This is a genomic window from Bacillus sp. SYZHCR11 (assembly GCF_057196865.1).
Map to the genome: position 1 here is coordinate 647,934 of NZ_JBXUND010000002.1, position 18,763 is coordinate 666,696.

General features: G+C 48.2%; 19 protein-coding genes and 1 pseudogene. 8 read left to right on the forward strand and 12 right to left on the reverse strand.

The genetic code is table 11. The features are described from left to right. Positions 1–5: 5 nt before the first annotated feature. Both AC2CGA_RS09980 and AC2CGA_RS09985 read right to left on the reverse strand, forming a co-directional pair. Positions 6–1,307: an HD domain-containing protein gene (locus tag AC2CGA_RS09980; RefSeq protein ID WP_003151035.1), complete on the reverse strand. Its 1,302-nt coding sequence runs from the start codon at positions 1,305–1,307 to the stop codon at positions 6–8. 160 nt (positions 1,308–1,467) lie between these two features. After that, complete coding sequence (locus AC2CGA_RS09985; RefSeq protein WP_003151034.1) at positions 1,468–1,692, reverse strand: YuzB family protein; 225 nt, start codon at positions 1,690–1,692, stop codon at positions 1,468–1,470. Between the two features lie 204 nt (positions 1,693–1,896). Here AC2CGA_RS09985 and AC2CGA_RS09990 point away from each other — a divergent pair, with 204 nt between their 5' ends. From AC2CGA_RS09990 to AC2CGA_RS10005, 4 genes and pseudogenes are all read left to right on the forward strand, one after another. Beyond that, the gene (locus tag AC2CGA_RS09990; RefSeq protein WP_032857136.1) at positions 1,897–2,670 is read left to right on the forward strand and encodes an RsfA family transcriptional regulator; all 774 of its coding nucleotides are present in this window, start codon (positions 1,897–1,899) and stop codon (positions 2,668–2,670) included. 261 nt (positions 2,671–2,931) lie between these two features. Next, positions 2,932–3,246 (forward strand): PadR family transcriptional regulator, encoded by a 315-nt coding sequence (locus AC2CGA_RS09995; protein ID WP_014306027.1) that lies wholly within the window; start codon positions 2,932–2,934, stop codon positions 3,244–3,246. Further along, positions 3,247–3,801: an HAAS signaling domain-containing protein gene (locus tag AC2CGA_RS10000; protein WP_139885475.1), complete on the forward strand. Its 555-nt coding sequence runs from the start codon at positions 3,247–3,249 to the stop codon at positions 3,799–3,801. A 97-nt stretch (positions 3,802–3,898) separates the two neighbouring features. Next, positions 3,899–4,186 (forward strand): annotated as a pseudogene (locus tag AC2CGA_RS10005) (ATP-binding cassette domain-containing protein); the annotation flags it as partial. Here AC2CGA_RS10005 and lipL read toward each other — a convergent pair. Both lipL and cysL read right to left on the reverse strand, forming a co-directional pair. After that, a complete protein-coding gene (gene lipL / locus AC2CGA_RS10010; RefSeq protein ID WP_057080302.1) occupies positions 4,167–5,030 on the reverse strand; it encodes an octanoyl-[GcvH]:protein N-octanoyltransferase in 864 nt (287 codons plus the stop codon). The pseudogene AC2CGA_RS10005 and the gene lipL overlap by 20 nt on opposite strands. Before the next feature lie 46 nt (positions 5,031–5,076). After that, positions 5,077–5,976 (reverse strand): cysJI operon transcriptional regulator CysL, encoded by a 900-nt coding sequence (gene cysL, locus AC2CGA_RS10015; RefSeq protein ID WP_003151014.1) that lies wholly within the window; start codon positions 5,974–5,976, stop codon positions 5,077–5,079. 115 nt (positions 5,977–6,091) lie between these two features. Between cysL and AC2CGA_RS10020 the strand changes: the two genes are divergently transcribed. Further along, positions 6,092–7,069 (forward strand): YeiH family protein, encoded by a 978-nt coding sequence (locus AC2CGA_RS10020; protein ID WP_182275219.1) that lies wholly within the window; start codon positions 6,092–6,094, stop codon positions 7,067–7,069. A gap of 36 nt (positions 7,070–7,105) precedes the next feature. On the opposite strand, the gene pta is transcribed toward AC2CGA_RS10020, so the two are convergent. Beyond that, the gene (gene pta, locus AC2CGA_RS10025) at positions 7,106–8,077 is read right to left on the reverse strand and encodes a phosphate acetyltransferase (protein WP_003151012.1); all 972 of its coding nucleotides are present in this window, start codon (positions 8,075–8,077) and stop codon (positions 7,106–7,108) included. A 262-nt stretch (positions 8,078–8,339) separates the two neighbouring features. On the opposite strand from pta, the gene hemQ reads away from it, so the two are divergent. Both hemQ and bacG read left to right on the forward strand, forming a co-directional pair. After that, positions 8,340–9,104, forward strand: a complete 765-nt coding sequence (gene hemQ, locus AC2CGA_RS10030; protein ID WP_003151011.1) for a hydrogen peroxide-dependent heme synthase — start codon at positions 8,340–8,342, stop codon at positions 9,102–9,104. 119 nt (positions 9,105–9,223) lie between these two features. Then, the gene (gene bacG / locus AC2CGA_RS10035; RefSeq protein WP_484480183.1) at positions 9,224–10,003 is read left to right on the forward strand and encodes an NADPH-dependent reductase BacG; all 780 of its coding nucleotides are present in this window, start codon (positions 9,224–9,226) and stop codon (positions 10,001–10,003) included. A 16-nt stretch (positions 10,004–10,019) separates the two neighbouring features. Here the strand turns inward: bacG and bacF are convergent, their stop codons facing one another. From bacF to AC2CGA_RS10070, 7 genes are all read right to left on the reverse strand, one after another. Further along, the gene (bacF, locus tag AC2CGA_RS10040; protein ID WP_208557954.1) at positions 10,020–11,219 is read right to left on the reverse strand and encodes a transaminase BacF; all 1,200 of its coding nucleotides are present in this window, start codon (positions 11,217–11,219) and stop codon (positions 10,020–10,022) included. A gap of 12 nt (positions 11,220–11,231) precedes the next feature. Continuing rightward, positions 11,232–12,413: a bacilysin exporter BacE gene (gene bacE / locus AC2CGA_RS10045; protein ID WP_107994190.1), complete on the reverse strand. Its 1,182-nt coding sequence runs from the start codon at positions 12,411–12,413 to the stop codon at positions 11,232–11,234. Further along, positions 12,410–13,828, reverse strand: coding sequence for an alanine--anticapsin ligase (gene bacD / locus AC2CGA_RS10050; protein ID WP_014306034.1), 1,419 nt, complete (start codon positions 13,826–13,828; stop codon positions 12,410–12,412). The genes bacE and bacD overlap by 4 nt, the downstream gene beginning before the upstream one ends. Before the next feature lie 17 nt (positions 13,829–13,845). Next, positions 13,846–14,607 carry a dihydroanticapsin 7-dehydrogenase gene (gene bacC / locus AC2CGA_RS10055; RefSeq protein WP_003151003.1) on the reverse strand — a complete coding sequence of 254 codons (762 nt, stop codon included), beginning with the start codon at positions 14,605–14,607 and terminating at the stop codon, positions 13,846–13,848. Beyond that, complete coding sequence (gene bacB, locus AC2CGA_RS10060; protein WP_003151000.1) at positions 14,604–15,314, reverse strand: 3-((4R)-4-hydroxycyclohexa-1,5-dien-1-yl)-2-oxopropanoate isomerase; 711 nt, start codon at positions 15,312–15,314, stop codon at positions 14,604–14,606. The genes bacC and bacB overlap by 4 nt, the downstream gene beginning before the upstream one ends. Beyond that, positions 15,304–15,918, reverse strand: a complete 615-nt coding sequence (locus tag AC2CGA_RS10065; protein WP_003150997.1) for a bacilysin biosynthesis protein BacA — start codon at positions 15,916–15,918, stop codon at positions 15,304–15,306. The genes bacB and AC2CGA_RS10065 overlap by 11 nt, the downstream gene beginning before the upstream one ends. Before the next feature lie 161 nt (positions 15,919–16,079). Next, on the reverse strand, positions 16,080–17,318 hold the full coding sequence (locus AC2CGA_RS10070; RefSeq protein WP_044052810.1) for an MFS transporter: 1,239 nt from the start codon (positions 17,316–17,318) through the stop codon (positions 16,080–16,082). 222 nt (positions 17,319–17,540) lie between these two features. Between AC2CGA_RS10070 and AC2CGA_RS10075 the strand changes: the two genes are divergently transcribed. Next, positions 17,541–18,743 carry a multidrug effflux MFS transporter gene (locus AC2CGA_RS10075; protein WP_069473630.1) on the forward strand — a complete coding sequence of 401 codons (1,203 nt, stop codon included), beginning with the start codon at positions 17,541–17,543 and terminating at the stop codon, positions 18,741–18,743. The last annotated feature ends 20 nt before the right edge of the window (positions 18,744–18,763 follow it).

Below are 18,763 nucleotides of genomic sequence, written 5' to 3' on the forward strand. Positions count from 1 at the left end.
TCCTTCTATGTCAGTCCCAGCAGCTGCCGGATTTTTAATTTTGCTTCAGGGTTTTCTGAATCGTCGCAAATGAGGTCCATCGGATAGTAGAGCTTATGGTCCGTCCGGCGTTTGCCCGAAATGGATTCGACAATGGCGGACTGCCTGGACAGCTCTTTGATCTGGCCGTTCTGCGTTAACAGATGAATCGGCAGACGCTCCTCCTCTTCACCCGGCCGGTAAAAATCATACGGCAGATCCGATGAAGAATCGACCACTAAATAGTAATTGGGATCAATTCCCGCCTCTTTAAAGAGAGCGGTCAGTTCAAAATAAGCCGACATTTCCTCATTCGGATTAAATTCGGCATATTGAAACAGCTGGCGGTTAATGAAGCGGCGGCACAAGTCGGACAGAATCGGGTCCTCTTCTTCCTCCCAAGCCTGGAAATAATATAAAATGATGGCTTCATCAAGCTTCAGATAATCCGCAAGCGTCAGCTTCCCTTCAAAAATGGAATAAAAATGAACGGGAGCATGAGTGAATATATACCCTTCTTCATGGAGCTGCTTCGCACGGTGGAGAATTTTCGTCAAAATGACTTCAGCGCTTCTCGTCACGGGATGAAAATACACCTGCCAGTACATTTGATAGCGGCTCATAATATAGTCTTCGACGGCGTGCATGCCGCTTTGCTTAATGACGATCTGGTCCTCTCGCGGACGCATGACCCTTAAAATCCGTTCCATATCAAAATGTCCGTAGCTGACGCCCGTATAGTATGCGTCCCGCTGAAGGTAATCCATCCTGTCGGCGTCAATCTGGCTCGAAATCAGGCTGACCACCTGTTTGTTTTTGTATGTTTTGGCAATGACTTCGGCAACATCCTGCGGAAATCCCGGTCCCGCCTTTCTGAGAACCTGATTCACCTCGGTGTCGCCGAGAATGATTTCCCTCGTATAGTCTTCATGATCCAGATGAAAAACCTTTTCAAAGGAATGCGAAAACGGCCCATGTCCCAAATCGTGCAAAAGCGCGGCGCTGAGACAGAGTTCGCGTTCATTGTCATCCCATTCAGGACGCCCTTTAAAAACATCATCAACCATTCGTCTGACAATCTCATAGACGCCGAGAGAATGGTTAAAACGGCTGTGTTCCGCGCCGTGAAACGTCAAATACGTCGTACCGAGCTGTTTGATCCGGCGCAGCCGCTGAAATTCACGGGTGCCGATCAAATCCCAGATCAGCTTGTCCCGCACATGAACATAGCGGTGAACGGGATCTTTAAACACTTTTTCTTCTGATAATTTTCCGTTTGGATACGCCATCGTCATTCCCTCTTTTTTTTAGCCGTGATTCTATTATATCGGCTCTGTAATTTGAAAACATCCTTGAATTTGTCCGGCGTTTTGTTCCAGTTTTCAATCATTGATTTTTTGAAGCAAAAAAGCCTGACCCATCGGGCGAGGCTGTCGTAAAAATGCACATTTACTTTTTGATCTTCTTTTTCACTTTCTCAATCAGCTCGTCCTCAGTCGGCGCCGACAGCGGGCGGTTGTTTACGAAAGCAAACGATTTTTTGCGTCCGGGCCCGCAATATGACTGACATCCGACCTCCACTTTTGCATCCGGGTCAGCTTCTTTCAAACGCGGCAGCAATGTCTTAATATTGGTGGCCTGGCAATCATCACACACTCGGAATTCATTAGCCATGATGTACGCTTCCCTTCATTCAATGTTCCTCTATGTTAAATCTTAATTTTTAAAAACGAAAAAAATCACATCACGTTTTATTGTACAAGGATTCATCTTATCCTGCAAGGCTCTGCGTATCTCTCATTCTTTCAGCCAATTTGTATAAATATTTTCCAATCTGGACATTCTAATACCATCAAAGATTATTGGGGGTTGAGAACATTGACAAAGCAAAGACAGGACGCCTGGTCGGAGGAAAATGACCTGCTGCTTGCGGAAACCGTGCTCCGGCACGTCCGGGAAGGAAGCACGCAGCTGAACGCCTTTGAAGAGGTAGGCGATAAATTAAACAGAACGTCGGCAGCGTGCGGATTCAGATGGAATGCCGTCGTGCGCCATCAATATGAAAAAGCGCTTCAGCTTGCAAAAAAACAGCGGAAACAGCGGATGCGCGCGCTCGGAAACGGCCAGCCGGCCAAGAAGAAACTATTATACCAGCCGCCTGCACCGGATGCGGACATCATTCAAGAAACCGCAGCCGAAGAGACGGTTCAAACGGAAGCGCCAAAAGAGGATCGGCAAGCCGTCATGTCCGGCGAACATATGCCTTATGTCGATGAAAGCTTCAAGGAAGAGTTAGCTAGTTTATCACATTTGCTGGCGCCTCAGCAGCCGAGCCAAAAGGCGGAGCTCACAATGGCAGACGTCATTCAATTTCTGCAGAGCTATGAAGGCAGCGGAAAGCAAACTTCCGCCCTGCAGATGGAAAATGACCGTTTAAAACGGGAAAACCAAGAACTTCAGTCTCAAACCGAGCAGCTGGAAGCGGCCGTCGAAAAGCTTGAAAAAGATCAAAAAACCATTCAGGAAGACTACGAAACCTTGGTGAAAATTATGAACAGAGCCAGAAAACTAGTTTTATTTGAAGACGACGAGCATGCGTCTCCGTCCTTTAAAATGGACCGAAACGGCAATTTAGAAAAAATGGCCGAATAACGCAAAAAACCCCTTTCCTTGTCATGGAAAAAGGGGTTTTTGCCATTTGTCAATGACGCGCATCCTGATCTATATTAATGTAAACATTGTTCAGGAGGCCTTCTTCCCGCAAGGGCTGCGCATCTCGGTCCCCGCCCGCACATAAGCATAAAGATTCAATTCCTCATCCCAAATGGTTCTTGGGAATTATTGATCGATTAGCTACTGTGCAATACACTGTACAGAGAATACAATTATTAGATATGATGGGAATGATAGTAAATGAGTAGCCAATTACGAAAAGGAGCATTGGAACTTTGTGTGTTGTCCCTGCTTCTTTATGAAGATTTATATGGTTATGAATTAATCAAGGTCATAAGTGAAACGTTCCCTGTATCGGAGGGCACCATCTACCCCATATTACGAAGACTTACGAAAAATAACTATTTAAAAACGTATACAGCAGCTTCAGATCAAGGCCCGTCACGCAAATATTACAAAGTAACAGAAGAAGGCGCCTTTTATCATCACACATTAAAATCGGAATGGCTTGACCTGTCCGAAAAAGTGAACAGCATCATTAAGGAGGGAAAATGAATGTGTAAAGACCAATATTTAAAACATCTCCGGCGGGAAATAAAAGATCTGCCGGAACTTGAACAAAAAGAGATACTCGCCGATATCGGCGAAATATTCCAAATGGGCGTCGCTGAAGGAAAAAGCGATGAACAAATCGCCGGCAATTTAGGAAACCCCAAAACACTTGCGCACGCCTTAAAAGCGGATATTTTCATCAGTGATGCCGAGGAGCAGAAAACATGGCGCTCCTTTTTCAAAGCATTCGGCCTGATGCTGGGTATGGGCATGTTCAACTTCATGTTTATGCTGACACCGTTTCTTTTTGCCTCTGTTGCGGTGTTAAGTTTGATGGCAATCGGCCTGATGCTGATGACCGGATCATTCTTTCTCCTCGTAAAAGTTCCGATTGTAACAGCCATTTTTAACGGATGTATGGTCCTCGGAGCGGGTATGGCGGTGTTTATGGCCGGATTTGATCTTTCGAAACTGATATTCCGCATCTTTTTGCGCTATTTCAAATGGAATGTCAGCATTGTAAGGAGGGAAACCATTGAATCGAAAAATGTGGTATAGCATTGCTCTCATTTTAATCGCTGCCGGCCTGATCGGAAGCATGTTCTTCGGTTTTGACGGCTTTTACCCTAAATCATAAGGAAGGTGTGCAAGTAGCATGAGTGAACCAGCCCTGATATTAAAAGATGTCTCTAAAACCATCAATCATACCCCTATTGTACAGTCAATTTCTTTCGATGTGAGGAAAGGTGAGATTTTCGGCCTTTTAGGGCCGAACGGCTCAGGTAAAACCACTATTTTCAGAATGATCGTACAGCTTATTAAAAAAACAGAAGGAGCCATTTCATTCAGAGGCAGACCGGACAGCGACTTTGAATATTTTATGAGGCATATCGGGGTTATCATTGAAACAAAAAAGCCCGGACTCAGTCCAAGCTTTCCTGCGTGCCGAACACCTTCTCATTCCGTTCCAGCATTCGGATCAGATTTTTTTCAAATACCATTTCCTCTTCCGGCGATAATTCGGCTGCATACAGGCGTCCGCTGAGTTCCTTCAGTTCAGTCAAAAGCGCCAGCATTAAGTCCTGCACGGTAATGTCCGTTTGCAGCAATTCGCTTAATGAAGCCATCGTTTCGGGCCGGATATCGGGATATACGCTTTTTGTATCGTTGCTTTTGTCTTTTAAAGCGGCTTGATAGAAACGTCTGATCAGATCGGCGCGTTCGCTTCCGCTTTTATCGGCACAGAGGTAAATCTGAACCGCGGTTCCGCCCCGCAGGCGTCTTTGTGAGATTCCCGCGAATTTTCGGCCGCCGATGCTGAGATCATAGCTGCCCGGACAGTACGATCCTTTAATTTCATATGCTTCAATTTCGGCATTGTACGGACGCAGCATCCGCCGCACCAGCTCTGTCATCGCCTCGTAGCCTCTGTCAATGTCGATGCCTTTTTTCTCATCTTCAAAAATAAGAGAAATATTCAATACGCCTTCATCGAGAACGACCGCGAGGCCCCCGGAATTGCGGACAATGACACGGTAGCCTTCGCCCTCCAGCAATTTCACGCCGTCCTCTAAAAACGGCAGGCGTGTGTCCTGAATGCCGAGCACGATCGTCCGGTGGTGCACCCAAGTGCGTGCCGTCGCAGGCGATTCCCCTTTGCCTACGGAGGCGCACAGCGTATCATCCATTGCGAATGACTGCTTCGCATCAAAATAAGGGCCGAGGCTGGATTGGTCAATGATTCTCCAGCTCGGCTGCATCAGTAAATCAATCGGTTGCTTTCCCATCTATATTAAATCCCTTTCGTCATAGGCTTTCCATGCATTTATTATATCACTCCGCTTGAGATGATTGAAATTGGCTTTTCAAAAGAGCGATGAAGATTTCTTTGTTTTTTGTGTTCTCCATAATGGAAGATTGGATGATAGACAGTTTCCGTTTTAAGGAGAATCCTTTTATCTCAAGCACGGAAATGCTGCCGTGAAGCAGATCCTTTTGCAGCACGCTTTTTGACAGAACGGAAAGACCCATTCCGCTGATCACGGCTTCCTTGACGCCCTGGTTGCTGCTGATCGTCATCATGGATTTCGGCCGCAGTCCGTTTGATTGAAGGACGTGGTCTAAATATTCCCTCGTTCCCGAACCCTTCTCCCTTGTCACCCACGCTTGATTTTGCAATTCGGCAGCCGGGATGTTTTTTCTGCCGGCGAGCGGGTGTCCGTTCGGTGCGGCAATGCACAATTCATCCTCCATAAACGGCTGAATGTCGAGCTCGTTTTTCCCCGTATGCCCTTCAATTAATCCGATATCGGCTTGAAGCATCCGAACCGCTTCGCTGACCTCCTCCGTGTTTCCGATCATGACGTCCAGGTTCAGCTCGGGATACTCGTCATGAAGCTTTGCGAGAAGCGGCGGCAGAATATATTCGCCGATGGTAAAGCTCGCGGCGATTTTGAGCTTCCCTTTGACATAATGATGGTGGGCGTAAATTTCAGATTTCGCCTGTTCGTACAAAAAGACCATCTGCTTGGCGCGCTGATAGAGAATGTCCCCCGTCGGCGTCGTCGTAAAGTGCTTCGGAGAGCGGTTCAGCAAAGCGGTTTGAAATTCTTTCTCCAGGTTTTTAATGTGAAGGCTGACGCTTGGCTGAGAAATCATCAGCTTCTGCGCCGCCTTTGTAAAGTTTTTTTCTTCCACGACGGCAATGAATGTTTTCAGTTCCCCATAATACAAAAAGCATCGCCCCTAATCATTATTTTTCCTAATCGTTTAGATCATATAAATATATTTTACTAATGATTAAGACCGCAGTAAAGTGGAGTTATCAAGATAATGGGAAGTGACTGAGATGAAGATGATAAAGGGTATTTCAGTTACCGCAGGAATTGCGTTTGCGGCTTTCTATGTCAGCCGCCTGCCGTTTTTGCATATGCTCGGAATGCTTGTCCTTGCCATGCTGATCGGCATGCTCTGGCGCGCCGTATTCGGACAGCGGGCGGCATTAGAGCCGGGGATCGCGTTCTCAAGCAAATACTTGCTGAAAGCAGGCATCATCCTGCTTGGCATGAGACTGAATCTGGCGGATATCTATCATGCGGGCTGGCACGTATTTGCAATTGCCGTCTGCTGTATGATGTTTGCGGGTGCCGTTGTATACGGACTGTCCCGGCTGTTCCGTATAGATCAGACACTCAGCACGCTGACAGCCTGCGGCACAGCGATCTGCGGAGCGGCTGCCATTGCCGCGATCGCGCCGCAGATCAGATCAAATGAAAATGCAGCCGCCATCAGCGCGGCCGCCGTTTCGTTATTAGGAACCGTTTTTACTGTTGTATATTCTCTTGCTTATCATGGATTAGGCTTTTCTCCCGCGGCTTACGGAGCCTTTTGCGGGGCAACGCTTCACGAAGTGGCGCATGCGGCGGCGGCCGGCAGCGCCGGAGGAAAAGCAGCCGTCGAGATGGCGGTGATCGTCAAACTGACCCGGGTCGCGCTGCTCGTCCCGGCCGCATTCATGCTCGGAATGCGGGCGCGCCGCAGCGGAAAGTCAAAGACGGCTTCTGCCGATTCGCTCCCCATCCCTTGGTTTATCTTCGGATTTCTCGGAATGAGCGCCATCCATACATCAGGCGTTATTTCAGCTTCGTCTTCCGCGTTTCTTGTTCAAGTGTCTTATGTTTTAATCGGCATGGCGATGGCGGGTCTCGGTTTGAAAGTCCATATATCGGCGTTTCGTCATAGCGGCTGGCGGGCGCTCGCAGCAGGCTTGATCGGTTCTCTCTGTTTGTCCCTGTTCGGCTGGGCCGCAGTGACATTCTTTCTATAAAAAAAGCCGGTCCTCGTAAAGACCGGCTTTTGCGGATTACAGCGCTTGAGCAGCCGTAATTAACGCAAGATTGTAGACGTCTTCCGCATTACATCCTCTGGAAAGATCGTTTACAGGCATATTCAATCCTTGCAGAATCGGTCCGACCGCTTCAAAGCCGCCTAAGCGCTGAGCGATTTTGTAGCCGATGTTTCCTGCTTCAAGGCTTGGGAATACAAATACATTCGCGTCTCCTTTAATGTCGGAGTCCGGCGCTTTTTTCTCCGCGACAGACGGCACAAATGCAGCGTCGAATTGGAACTCGCCGTCAAGCGTAAGCTCAGGCGCTTTTTCCTTCGCAATTTTCACGGCTTCAGCCACTTTGTCCGTCTCGTCTGATTTCGCCGATCCTTTTGTAGAGAAGCTGAGCATGGCAACGCGCGGGTCAATGTCAAACATTTGAGCCGTATTGGCGCTTTCAATGGCGATTTCGGCAAGGTCCTGGCTGTCAGGAGCAATGTTGATCGCGCAATCAGCGAACACATACTGCTCGTCACCGCGGGCCATGATGAAGACGCCTGATGTTTTTTTCACGCCTTCTTTTGTTTTGATGATTTGCAGTGCAGGGCGCACCGTATCGGCTGTAGAATGTGCGGCTCCGCTGACAAGTCCGTCCGCGAGACCTTTGTACACAAGCATCGTGCCGAAATAGTTTTCGTCCAGCAAAGCTTTGCGGGCCTGTTCTTCCGTCGCTTTGCCTTTGCGGCGTTCTACGAAAGCCTGAACGAGTTCTTCCATGCCTTCATATGTATGCGGGTCAAAAATGTCCACGCCGTCAAGCGTAAGATTTAATTCTTTCGCTTTTGCTTGAATGTCTTCTTTATTGCCGACTACGATCGGCTTTAATACCTTGTTGCCCGCCAAGTTGTTGACCGCAACCAGGATACGTTCGTCCAACCCTTCAGGAAATACGATTTTCACATCTTTTCCTGCGACTTTTTCTTGTACTTTTGTAAATAAATCTGCCACGATATTCCCTCCTCTATGTTGACAAAAAACGCTTACTTTTACAGCATACTCTTCTTCCAGCTAAATTCAAATAACCAACTTCTATTATAGCGCTTTCAAAAAGAAATCTTATTTTTCTAACTAATTTAATTGACGGTTTGTTTCACGGCTTAGTTTCTGACACAAGGTTTCGGATTATTCAAGGTTTCTCCACAGCCGAAACGGTTAAACTGTGATATAGTGAAGGCATCAATGTAATGAAAAGATATAGGAGTGAAGATACATGAGTGAGCAGCAAAAAACGAACGAAGCCGCCCAAACACTTGACGGCTGGTACGCGCTTCACGATTTCCGCACAATGGACTGGACGTCATGGAAGATGTTATCCAGCGATGAGCGCCTGTCGATTATTCACGAATTTACGGGACTGCTTGAAAAATGGGGCGTCGCCCAAAAAGAAGGCAAAGGCTCGCAAACCATCTACAGCATCGTCGGACAGAAAGCTGATTTCATGCTGATGATTCTTCGCCCGACAATGGAAGAGCTGAACGAAATCGAGCTTGAATTTAACAAATCAAAGCTTGCTGAATTTACGATCCCGGCTTACTCTTACGTGTCCGTGGTTGAGCTGAGCAACTACCTCGCAAGCGGAGAAGGCGATCCGTATGAAAACCCGCATGTCCGCGCACGCCTGTATCCTGAGCTGCCGGAAGCGAAATACGTCTGCTTCTATCCGATGGATAAAAGAAGAAGCGGCAACGACAACTGGTACATGCTTTCTATGGATGAACGCAGAAACCTGATGAGAAGCCACGGCTTGATCGGACGGAGCTATGCCGGCAAAGTCAAACAGATTATCACGGGGTCTGTCGGTTTTGACGATTACGAATGGGGCGTCACGCTCTTCAGCGATGATGTGCTTCAGTTCAAAAAACTTGTTTATGAAATGCGCTTTGATGAAGTCAGCGCGCGCTACGGAGAATTCGGTTCATTTTTTGTCGGAAACCGCTTGTCTCTTGACACGCTTCCGAAGTTTTTGCACGTGTAACACCCACCCGCCTGTCCGGCGGTTTTTTTCTTTGTCAGAATTTAAATAAAATTTGCTATTTTTATCATTTTTTTTTACGATGTAAAGGAGATTCCATTTTGGTAAAGGGGTGCAGACAGTTGTCAAAACGAACCGCATTTATTATGGGAGCCAGCCAGGGGATCGGCAAAGCGATCGCTCTGAAACTGGCGGACAATGGCTTTTATACCGTCATTAATTCACGAGTTCCCGAAAATATCGAATCGGTAAAAGAAGAGATCCTCACCAAACATCCGGATGCGGGCGTCACCGTTCTGGCCGGCGATATGTCGGACCAGAAGGCGAGAGCCGGCATTTTTGAAGAGATCAGATCACAATGCGGACGGCTTGATGTATTGATCAACAACATTCCGGGCGGCTCGCCGGATACCTTTGAAAGCTGCGATATAGAGGATATGACCAATACCTTTACGAATAAAACGATCGCCTATATCGACTCTATGAAAACGGCCGCAGCGATCATGAAACAGCACGAATTCGGCAGAATCATTAATATCGTCGGAAACCTATGGAAAGAACCCGGCGCCAATATGTTTACCAACAGCATGATGAACGCCGCTTTAATTAATGCCAGCAAAAACATCGCCATTCAGCTTGCGCCTTTTCACATTACTGTCAACTGTCTGAATCCCGGATTTATCGCCACAGACCGTTATCACCAATTCGTAAAGAATGTCATGAAGCAAAACGGCATTTCTAAAGCGAAAGCGGAGGAACGGATTGCCTCAGGCGTCCCGATGAAGCGTGTCGGAACTGCGGAAGAAACCGCGGCGCTGGCTGCCTTTCTTGCCTCTGAAGAAGCCTCCTATATTACCGGACAGCAAGTGTCAGCCGACGGCGGCAGCATGAAAAGCATATAATAAAAACATCCCGCTCTCAGCGGGATGTTTCTTGTAATGAAGGAAAGGACAAATCTAGCTTTTGAATCCGCAGCACGAATTCCCTTAAATCGCCCTGTTTTGCCACCATTGATATTCTGACATAACGCTTTCCGCCGCTGCCGAAAATCTCGCCGGGCGTCACGACAACATGGGCATGCTCCAGCAGATAGTCTGAAAACTGGTGTGAAGACTCGAATTCATTCGGAATTTCAGCCCAGACATAAAAAGTCCCTTTCGGTTTTTCAATGCTCCAGCCTAATTCCTTTTCACATAACGCCGTGAAAAAATCAATCCGTTCTTTATATGTGCGCTTCAGACGCTCCGTATGCTCAGGATTTCCTGACAGCGCCGCCGCTGCCGCCTGCTGAAGGCCGCCGAACATGCCGACGAAGACGTGATCCTGAAACTCATTGACCGCCTGAATGATTTTCTCATTCCCCACGGCAAATGCCATTCTCCAGCCTGCCATATTGAAGGTTTTCGAAAATGAATAAAGCTCCGCGCCGACCGTTTTCGCTTCTTTCGCCTGAAGAAAGCTGGCCGGGTTCTGATCAAATTCGAACGCGCCGTATGCAAAATCGTGAATAAGATGGATGTCATGTTTTTTTGCAAACGCAGCCGCTTTTTCATAAAACGCCTGATCCGCAGTCGCGCCCGTCGGGTTATTCGGGTAATTCAAAAACATCAGCTTGGCTTTTTTCAGGACGGCGGGATCAATCCGCTCAAAATCCGGCAGATAGCCGTTTTCCGGATGAAGCGGCATCTCATGCAGCTCCGCTCTGGCCATTGTGATTCCCGATAAATACTCAGGGTAGCCGGGGTTCGGGACTAAGGCGATATCGCCGGGGTTCAGCAGGCATTGCGTCAAAACGTACAAACCAGCCTTCCCTCCGCCGAACAGCGCGACTTCTGTCTCCGGATTGACCGATACCCCGTACTCTCTCTCATAAAATTCCGCGATGGCTTCTTTCAGAAACGGATAGCCTCTGAACGGGCCGTATCCGTGATACGAAGGATTCAGCGCAGCTTCCCTCAATGTTTCAACGATATGCGGCGGAGTGGGGAGATCGGGATTCCCCTGGCCGAGATTAATAATCTGGGCTCCCGTTTTCTCCATCTCTTTTACCTTTTGAAAAACGAGCGAAAATTCCTGTTTCGGAAGTGTCTTGATGACATCGGACGGTATGATTTCCATCTGAAAGGCTCCTTATAAATGGATTTGCTCTGATTCGTTATTCCGTTCTGAAAAGGATTTATTGACCAGTTTTGTATGCAGAAACAGCCCGCTGATCAAAAGGACGATAAACGCCATGATGACTGCCGCGTCTACAATGTTGATCAGCATGGAACCGGCGGCGATGCACAATCCGATGGACGCCTCCGCCACCGAAAAGATCCGGCCCTGAATCTGGTTCGCCGCGTTCTCCTGAACTTTGACCTTTGCCAGCACTTCACCGTATTCCATTGCGATAAAGAAAAGAATGGCGGCAATGACTGACACGGCGAAAATCGGGGTAAACAAAAACAGCGCAAGCGAGACGATCGATAACACTGTAAAATACATCAGCCCTTTATTGTTGTTAAAGCCCCATTTGCTGACAAGAGCGGCGCCGATAAAGCCGCCGAAGCCGATACAGAACGTCAGGATGAAATTGCCGATTTCCCCGTCGCCTAAAAAGCGGCTGACAATCGGGAAATAGCTGTAGACGACACCCCACAAAAGCGCCATCGTAATCATCGTGAACATGGCGTTTAACACAAAAGCATTTGTTTTGATTTCCTTCAGGCCTTCTTTAAACGACTGAAAAGCTTCCCTTACGTTTTCTGACTGAATCGGCACGTATTGAAGCTTAATGCGGCTGATGAAAAACGCGGAGACAAGATAGGTCACCCCGTTAAACGCGACGGCAAGCTCCACAGAACCGCCTAACAGAAAAAGTCCGCCGGCTGCAGCGCCGACAATAATCGAAATCGTCGTGGCTTTTGCAAACAAAGTGTTGATATTTTTAATATCCGCTTCTAAAGACGACATGACCGCTAGACGTGCCGGGTTAAAAAACACGCCGCTTCCGTACGAGACAAACAGCAACGCCAGAAAAAGCAGCGGATATTCGCCTTTCGGGAGAAATGTCAGCCCCAAAAAGATGACACCTCTGATCACATCCGTCCACAGCATGATTTTCACCCTGTCGAGCCTGTCCACGAGCACGCCTAAAAACGGCTGAAACACCATCGGAATACTGCGGACCGCGATAACGCCGGACGTCACCCAGTAGTCATGATAGTATGTAGACAAAATGAGCAGGGCCGGGAGAACGCAATAGTCTCCCATAAACGAAAGCGCCTGCCCGAAAAGCAAATACTTCGAGTTCGGTTTCAGCTGTTTCATACCGGTAACGCATACTTTGCAGTCAGCTTCGCCTGCTGCTGAATTTGTTTGATTGATTCGGCCACGTCACCCGAATTGCTTCCTTTCAGCTCAAACGCCGCAATGCTGTTGAACGCTTCGAACAGCCGCAGATCCACGGATGTACCCGCCTCGGCAGCCGAGAAAGAAACGAGTTCGGTGTCTCCCTTTAAGACGCCGTCGGGAATGTCAATGCTTTCAATGACGAAATCGACAGCTGTCTCAGGCAGCTGGCCGTTCTCTTTGAAATGCTGAGGATACAAGTGGCAGTCGGCGACATAACATGGCTCCTGCTCCAATAATCCTTTCGGCAGATCGGCTTCTTTTCCGAAACAGAGAACATCCAATAACAGCTGCGCCATGTCGACGCCGAAGACCTTTTTAATATTCGGAATCATGTTCCAGCCCGCAAATCGTGCCGCTGATTCAATCAGTCCGGCTTCCCGGTTTTTCATTAATTTAATTTCTGTATGTGTCGCGCAGTTTTCGAGGCCGAGTCCTTCATTCGCCTTTTTGGCAGCTTCGACGATTTTCCGCTTTGCGTCATCATCCAGGATGGACGGCGTAATATGGGATGTCTCCGTGAATCCGATTTGCGGTGTTTTATCATGAATCGCCACAGGGAAGTATTCCCCGTCGGCCATGATGCCTTCTATGCTGATATAGTCGGAATAACCGCTTGTTTCATACCAGTCGTCATACTCGCCCTGCAAAAATTCTTCCGCGATAAAAGGCGCTTCAAACGTGACCGCTTTCGGTACGTTAATCGACTTCAGGTATTCATTGACTCTGTTAAATTCTGCTTCTGCCGTTTCCCTCTCTTTGATGAGCGTCACGCCGATGGAGCTCGCCAGATATGTAGGCTTCAGAATAAGCGGCGTTCCGATTTCCTGAAGCGCGGCGCGGAAATCTTCCAGCGTCGTCACCCGTTTATTTTTGATAGACTTGACGCCGGCCCGGTTGAAGGCGGCTCTCATTTTGTTTTTATCTCTGGCATTTTCAGCGGCCTGTACGCCCGCTCCCCGCAGGCCGAGACGTTCACACGCTTTTGCCATCGGAGCGATAAACAGTTCATTGTTGGTCGTAATGGCGTCAACCGCGAACATGTCAGCCACCTTGACGATTTCTTCGACGACTTCTTCCTCAGGTTTGTCATGATCTTCATGAGCCCAGTAAATCGAATCGGGATGCTCAAAATCAGCCAGACTCTTAAAATAGTCTTTATCTTTAATGACCGCAATCGAGTATTTTTCAATTAATGCCGCATGAGAGGCTGTAATTGCAAAAGGTCTCGGAATAAAGCTGACGAGGTTGTATTTTTCGGCTGCGCTTTTGTAAAACATATGCGGCGGGCATCCCCCAAGGTCAGCGATAACCAATACTGTTTTTCTCTCCATATGTAAACACTCCTTCTCTATTGTGCGGTGTATCCACCGTCTGCGGTGATCGCGCTTCCGGTCATATAGCTTGATAAATCCGAAGCGAGAAACAGCATGACGTTCGCTATTTCTTCAGGCTTGCCGAGTCTCAGCAGCGGATTGACTTTCGCTTTTTCTTTTTTGATTTCCTCAAGCGTGCCTTCGTTGTTTTCAAGGAACGACTTTTCATTCAAAGGTGTGTCAATGATTCCCGGGCACACGCAATTGACGCGGATGTTGTGTTTGGCGTAATCGACGGCCATCGAACGCGTCAGCTGCAATACGCCGCCTTTAGAGGCGTTATACGCGGGAATGTCGGGCCATGCGACGACTCCTCCGACGGAGCACGTGTTAATGATATTGCCCTTGCCGCTTTTGAGCATATACTTGAGCGCGTGCTTGCTCATAAGAAACATGCCCGTCAGATTGACGTTGAGCACTTTGTCCCAATCGCTCAGCTCCATCTCATGAATCGGGGCGACAATTTCGATGCCGGCGTTATTGATTAACACATCCAATCCGCCGAACTTGTCAACCGCTGACCGGATGGCATTTTGACAGGCCGGTTCATCTGTAATATCCGTCTGCACAAAATGCAGCCTGTCATTGTTTTCTTTCCGGATCATCGCTTCTCCCTGCGCCTCATCAATATCCGCGACGACCACATTCGCCTCTTGATTCAGAAACGCCTGAACCGCGGCATAACCGATGCCTGATGCGCCCCCTGTGATGAGGACGGTTTTATCCGTCAGGTTCATGACTCTTTCGCCTCTAATTTTTTCGCTTTTGCTCTGTTATAGCGCGGAGGGAAAAAGATATTGACTGATTTTGAATCTTTTTCAAATCTGTTGATGGCGCCGTGATCTTCTCTCGGATCGCAGAAATAAGCTGTGCCGAATGTCATATCCACTTTGCAGCCTTCAATGGTCATATCATAGCCGCCGCCGATGCAGATGCCGATCTGTTCATTGCGGTGTTTATGGAACGGCATTTCTCCTCCGTTGCCCGGAATGTTGGCAAGCATGATTTCCACCCAGTCTTCCACGAAGAACGTGACTTCCATCCCAGGCAATAAGTCTCTCGTTTTAAAAATATTCAAAAAATAATCCTCAGGGCTTGTATAGGTTTCACCGGCTTTCAGGCGTTTAATATCAATGGCGATCACTTCTTGATCCGTCTCATTTCTTGCGCCGTGAGGCACGTTAGGAGGCGCGATATAGGCTGATTCCAGCGCTGTCATCTTTCTTGTGACATCTCCGACAGTCATGGACAGCTCGCCGGAAACGACAAGGCCGATTTGGACTTCCTTATGCTGATGCGGTTCCACGTTTGTATGCGGCGGAACGTAAGAAAGCAGAACTTCCGTATCGCCTCTGACGGACGAATATTGTCTTACTCCGTTATCCCATTCTATTAATTTAGGCGTCGGGAAATAAAGTTCCTGCAAATCTTGTTCAGTTTTCATCATGAATCTCTCCTTTTCCGAATAATGACCAGCTCATGGGAATGCTTTTAAATGTTTTGACAAAGTGAAGGCCGTACTTTTGTCTGGCCAGCTCATTTGTCAGCGCGATGTCGGACAAACCGTCCTTCACTCTTTTCGCGGCTGCGCTCGTTGAGTTCACCAGATCAAACGTGACATCTTTACGGGTAAAATACTTAATCAAATTGATAGGAGACGGGTGGGATACGATGACAGTCTTATCAAGCATGTCATCCGTATATTCAAAACCGGGCCGGACAGCCAGGCCGTACATCGGGGTGTCGCACCTGAAAATTTGCAGAAGCTGCAGATCCGGTCTCATGTAGAAGTGCTTAATGCCGTCATACGCGTGAGGCACAATTGTGTATTCCAGCGGACTTTGAAGCGTTTTTTCAATGCACGATTCAAATGTATCATGCAATGATAATTTGCTGTTCACCCCTTGGAGAAGGGTGAAATTGGTGATGAAGTTTTTTGCTGCGTACTCACTGCTTGTCCCTTCAGGACCGAGCGTGTTGATCGTAATCAGTTTAGATATTGAATAAGCCTTGCTTTTTGTTTGAATGCTATTATCCAATATAATCATGAGCACCAACCAATCTGTTAAATTTTAAGTAAATATTATCCATAGACGTTCAAGCTGTCAATATTATTTGAAAATATTGATAATTATTCCTATATATTAGAAAACACCTTATGATATAAGGTGTTAAAAATTTACATTTATAAAATTATAGAAACTTTATTTTACCGATACAATGATTGGTCGGTCTTATGCTCATATTTTCCATACCTTCTGTATGCGAAAACGCTGAGGACAAAGCCGATGAGGGTGACGGCCGCACAGATAAATCCGACAGCTGCATATCCGTATCCGACATAGACCGGACCCATGACAGCAGAACCCAAGGTGACGGCCAAATTGGACGCCAGACTGTAAAATGCCATGATTTTGCCCCGGCGGCTCTGTGAGCAATCACTTAAAATAGTGCTGAGCAAGGTCACCGTCAGGCTTTGCATCAATCCCCAGACGAATAACCCGATGACCAAAAACGGCATTGATGACGGCGCATAGGCGAGACAGGAGAGCCATATGCTGATCACGGCCAATGCCGCGATCAAAGAGCGCATTTTCCCCGCCTTATCTGCGATTTTTCCGGTGAACACGCTCATGGAAAAACCGATTCCGTACACCATGATCAGCAGCCCTGAAGCTGTATTCCCACCCGGCAGCACGCGGTGAAGATATGTACCGAGAAAGGAATACATGCCGTAAAAACCGATCATGTTGCAAAAAGTGATCGTGAGGTATACAGGGACACGGGGCACCTTCAGCGCATCCCGTAAAGTGCCTGCCTGCCGTCCGTTTTCCTCTTCTGTTTTATTCCCATCCGCCGTGCTGCGGCGCGCCTCAATGAAAATGAGCGAAGCAACGAGGACAGACATGAGGGCGAAAATCCAAAACGTCCACCGCCAATTCAAAACGCCGCCGATAAAAGAGCCGATCGGAACGCCGAAAATCAAAGCGAGCGACCAGCTTGACACGATCAGACCCATAACCTTGCCGCGGTACGCATAAGGCACACGGTCGCCGACCACCGCATATGCTGTCGGCACAAACGCACCCGCCGCAAGCCCGGAAAGCGCCCTGCCCAGAAAGAAGAAAAAGAGATTGTGCGCCAGCGCGCAGATCACCGTGCCGGCCGTAAATATAAGCAGTCCCGCCAGCAGACTGAGTTCCCGGGAATATTTATCTCCCAGCGGAACGAGAAGCGGCGCCCCGATAAAAATCATCACTCCGTAAATACTGATGGAAAGCGCCAGCACACTGACATCCGAGCTGAAAGCCCGCGCTAAATCCGGAAGCAGCGGAGAAATCACCAGCTCTTCAGAACCCGCGGCAAATACGCCTAATGTCAAAGCAAGCGCGAGACAGACCGGAAATCGGCGTTTCGTTTCGATGTGATCGGTTTGTTTGCTGTTCATGCTCTTTGAACACCTCTTCCGTAAAACTTTTCTACCTTTTGTTGTTTTATAGTTTAGCATCCTTATATTTCATTTTACATTTCACATGAAAACTAATTTTGATTTTTTATTTACATTCAGATTTTAAATAAAATATTTAGTTTATATTCAATAAATGATATAAAATACGACGTCTGGTTATGCTATAGTGATAGAATCATTTGTTAAGGTGGGGGTCATGAAATGAATAACGCTGATTCAAAGGCCGCCCGCGCAGGCCTCGGCATGGTACTGATTCTCGGGACGCTCGCTTCATTCGGGCCGCTTTCGCTCGATATGTATCTGCCCGCTTTGCCTGAGGTGGCGGCCGATCTTCATACGACAGCGTCACTTGCGCAGCTGAGCCTGACGTTTTGTCTTATGGGGCTGGCGGTCGGGCAGATCGTTGTCGGGCCGCTCAGTGATATGATCGGGCGCCGGAAGCCGCTGATTCTGTCATTGCTGCTTTATACGCTGTCTTCTTTATTATGCGCCTTCAGCCCTTCTGTTTCGTTTTTAATTGTCATGAGGTTTATTCAAGGATTCACCGGGGCGGCCGGAATCGTCATCGCACGGGCTTCCGCACGCGATATGTATTCCGGAAAAGAATTGACGGCTTTTTTCTCATTACTGATGCTCGTCAATGGGGCGGCGCCGATTTTAGCGCCGATTACAGGGGGATTTATCCTACAGTTCGCCGGCTGGAAAATCGTATTTATCGTGCTGGCGGTGATCGGCTGTATCATTTCTGCCGCCGTGCTTACGGCGTTGCCTGAATCACTCCCTCCGGAAAAGCGGACAAGCGGCGGACTCCGGGAGACGCTGATGACGTTTCGCGGCCTGCTTGGCGACCGGATGTTTATGGGATTTGCGCTCAGCCAGGCATTTGTGATGACCGGCATGTTCGCATATATTGCCGGGTCGCCGTTTGTACTGCAAAACATCTACGGCGTATCGGCGCAAATGTTCAGCCTGCTGTTCGCCGTAAACGGTGCGGGGATCATATGCGCCACCCAAATCACCGGACGGATGGCCAAAACACATGATGAACGGAAGCTGTTTGTCTCCGGTCTGATGATTGCCGTCATCGGGAGCATCGCTTTGCTTTTATCACTTGCGTTTGGTTTAGGCCTGGCGGCCGTCTGCATTTCTTTATTCATCATTGTTTCTTCTGTCGGGATCGTCACGACGACGGGATTTTCTTTGGCTATGCAGAAACAGGAGAAAGGCGCGGGAAGCGCTGCGGCTCTTCTCGGACTCCTGCCCTTTATCGGCGGTGCGGCTGCCGCTCCCCTTGTCGGTATTGCCGGAGAAGAAAATGCCTGGCCGATGGCCGTCAGCATTTTCGGTTTTCAGTTCTGTGCCGTTCTATCCTATGTTCTGTCGGCCAAACGAAACACAAAGTAAAGCCCGCCGCTTTAAGCGAA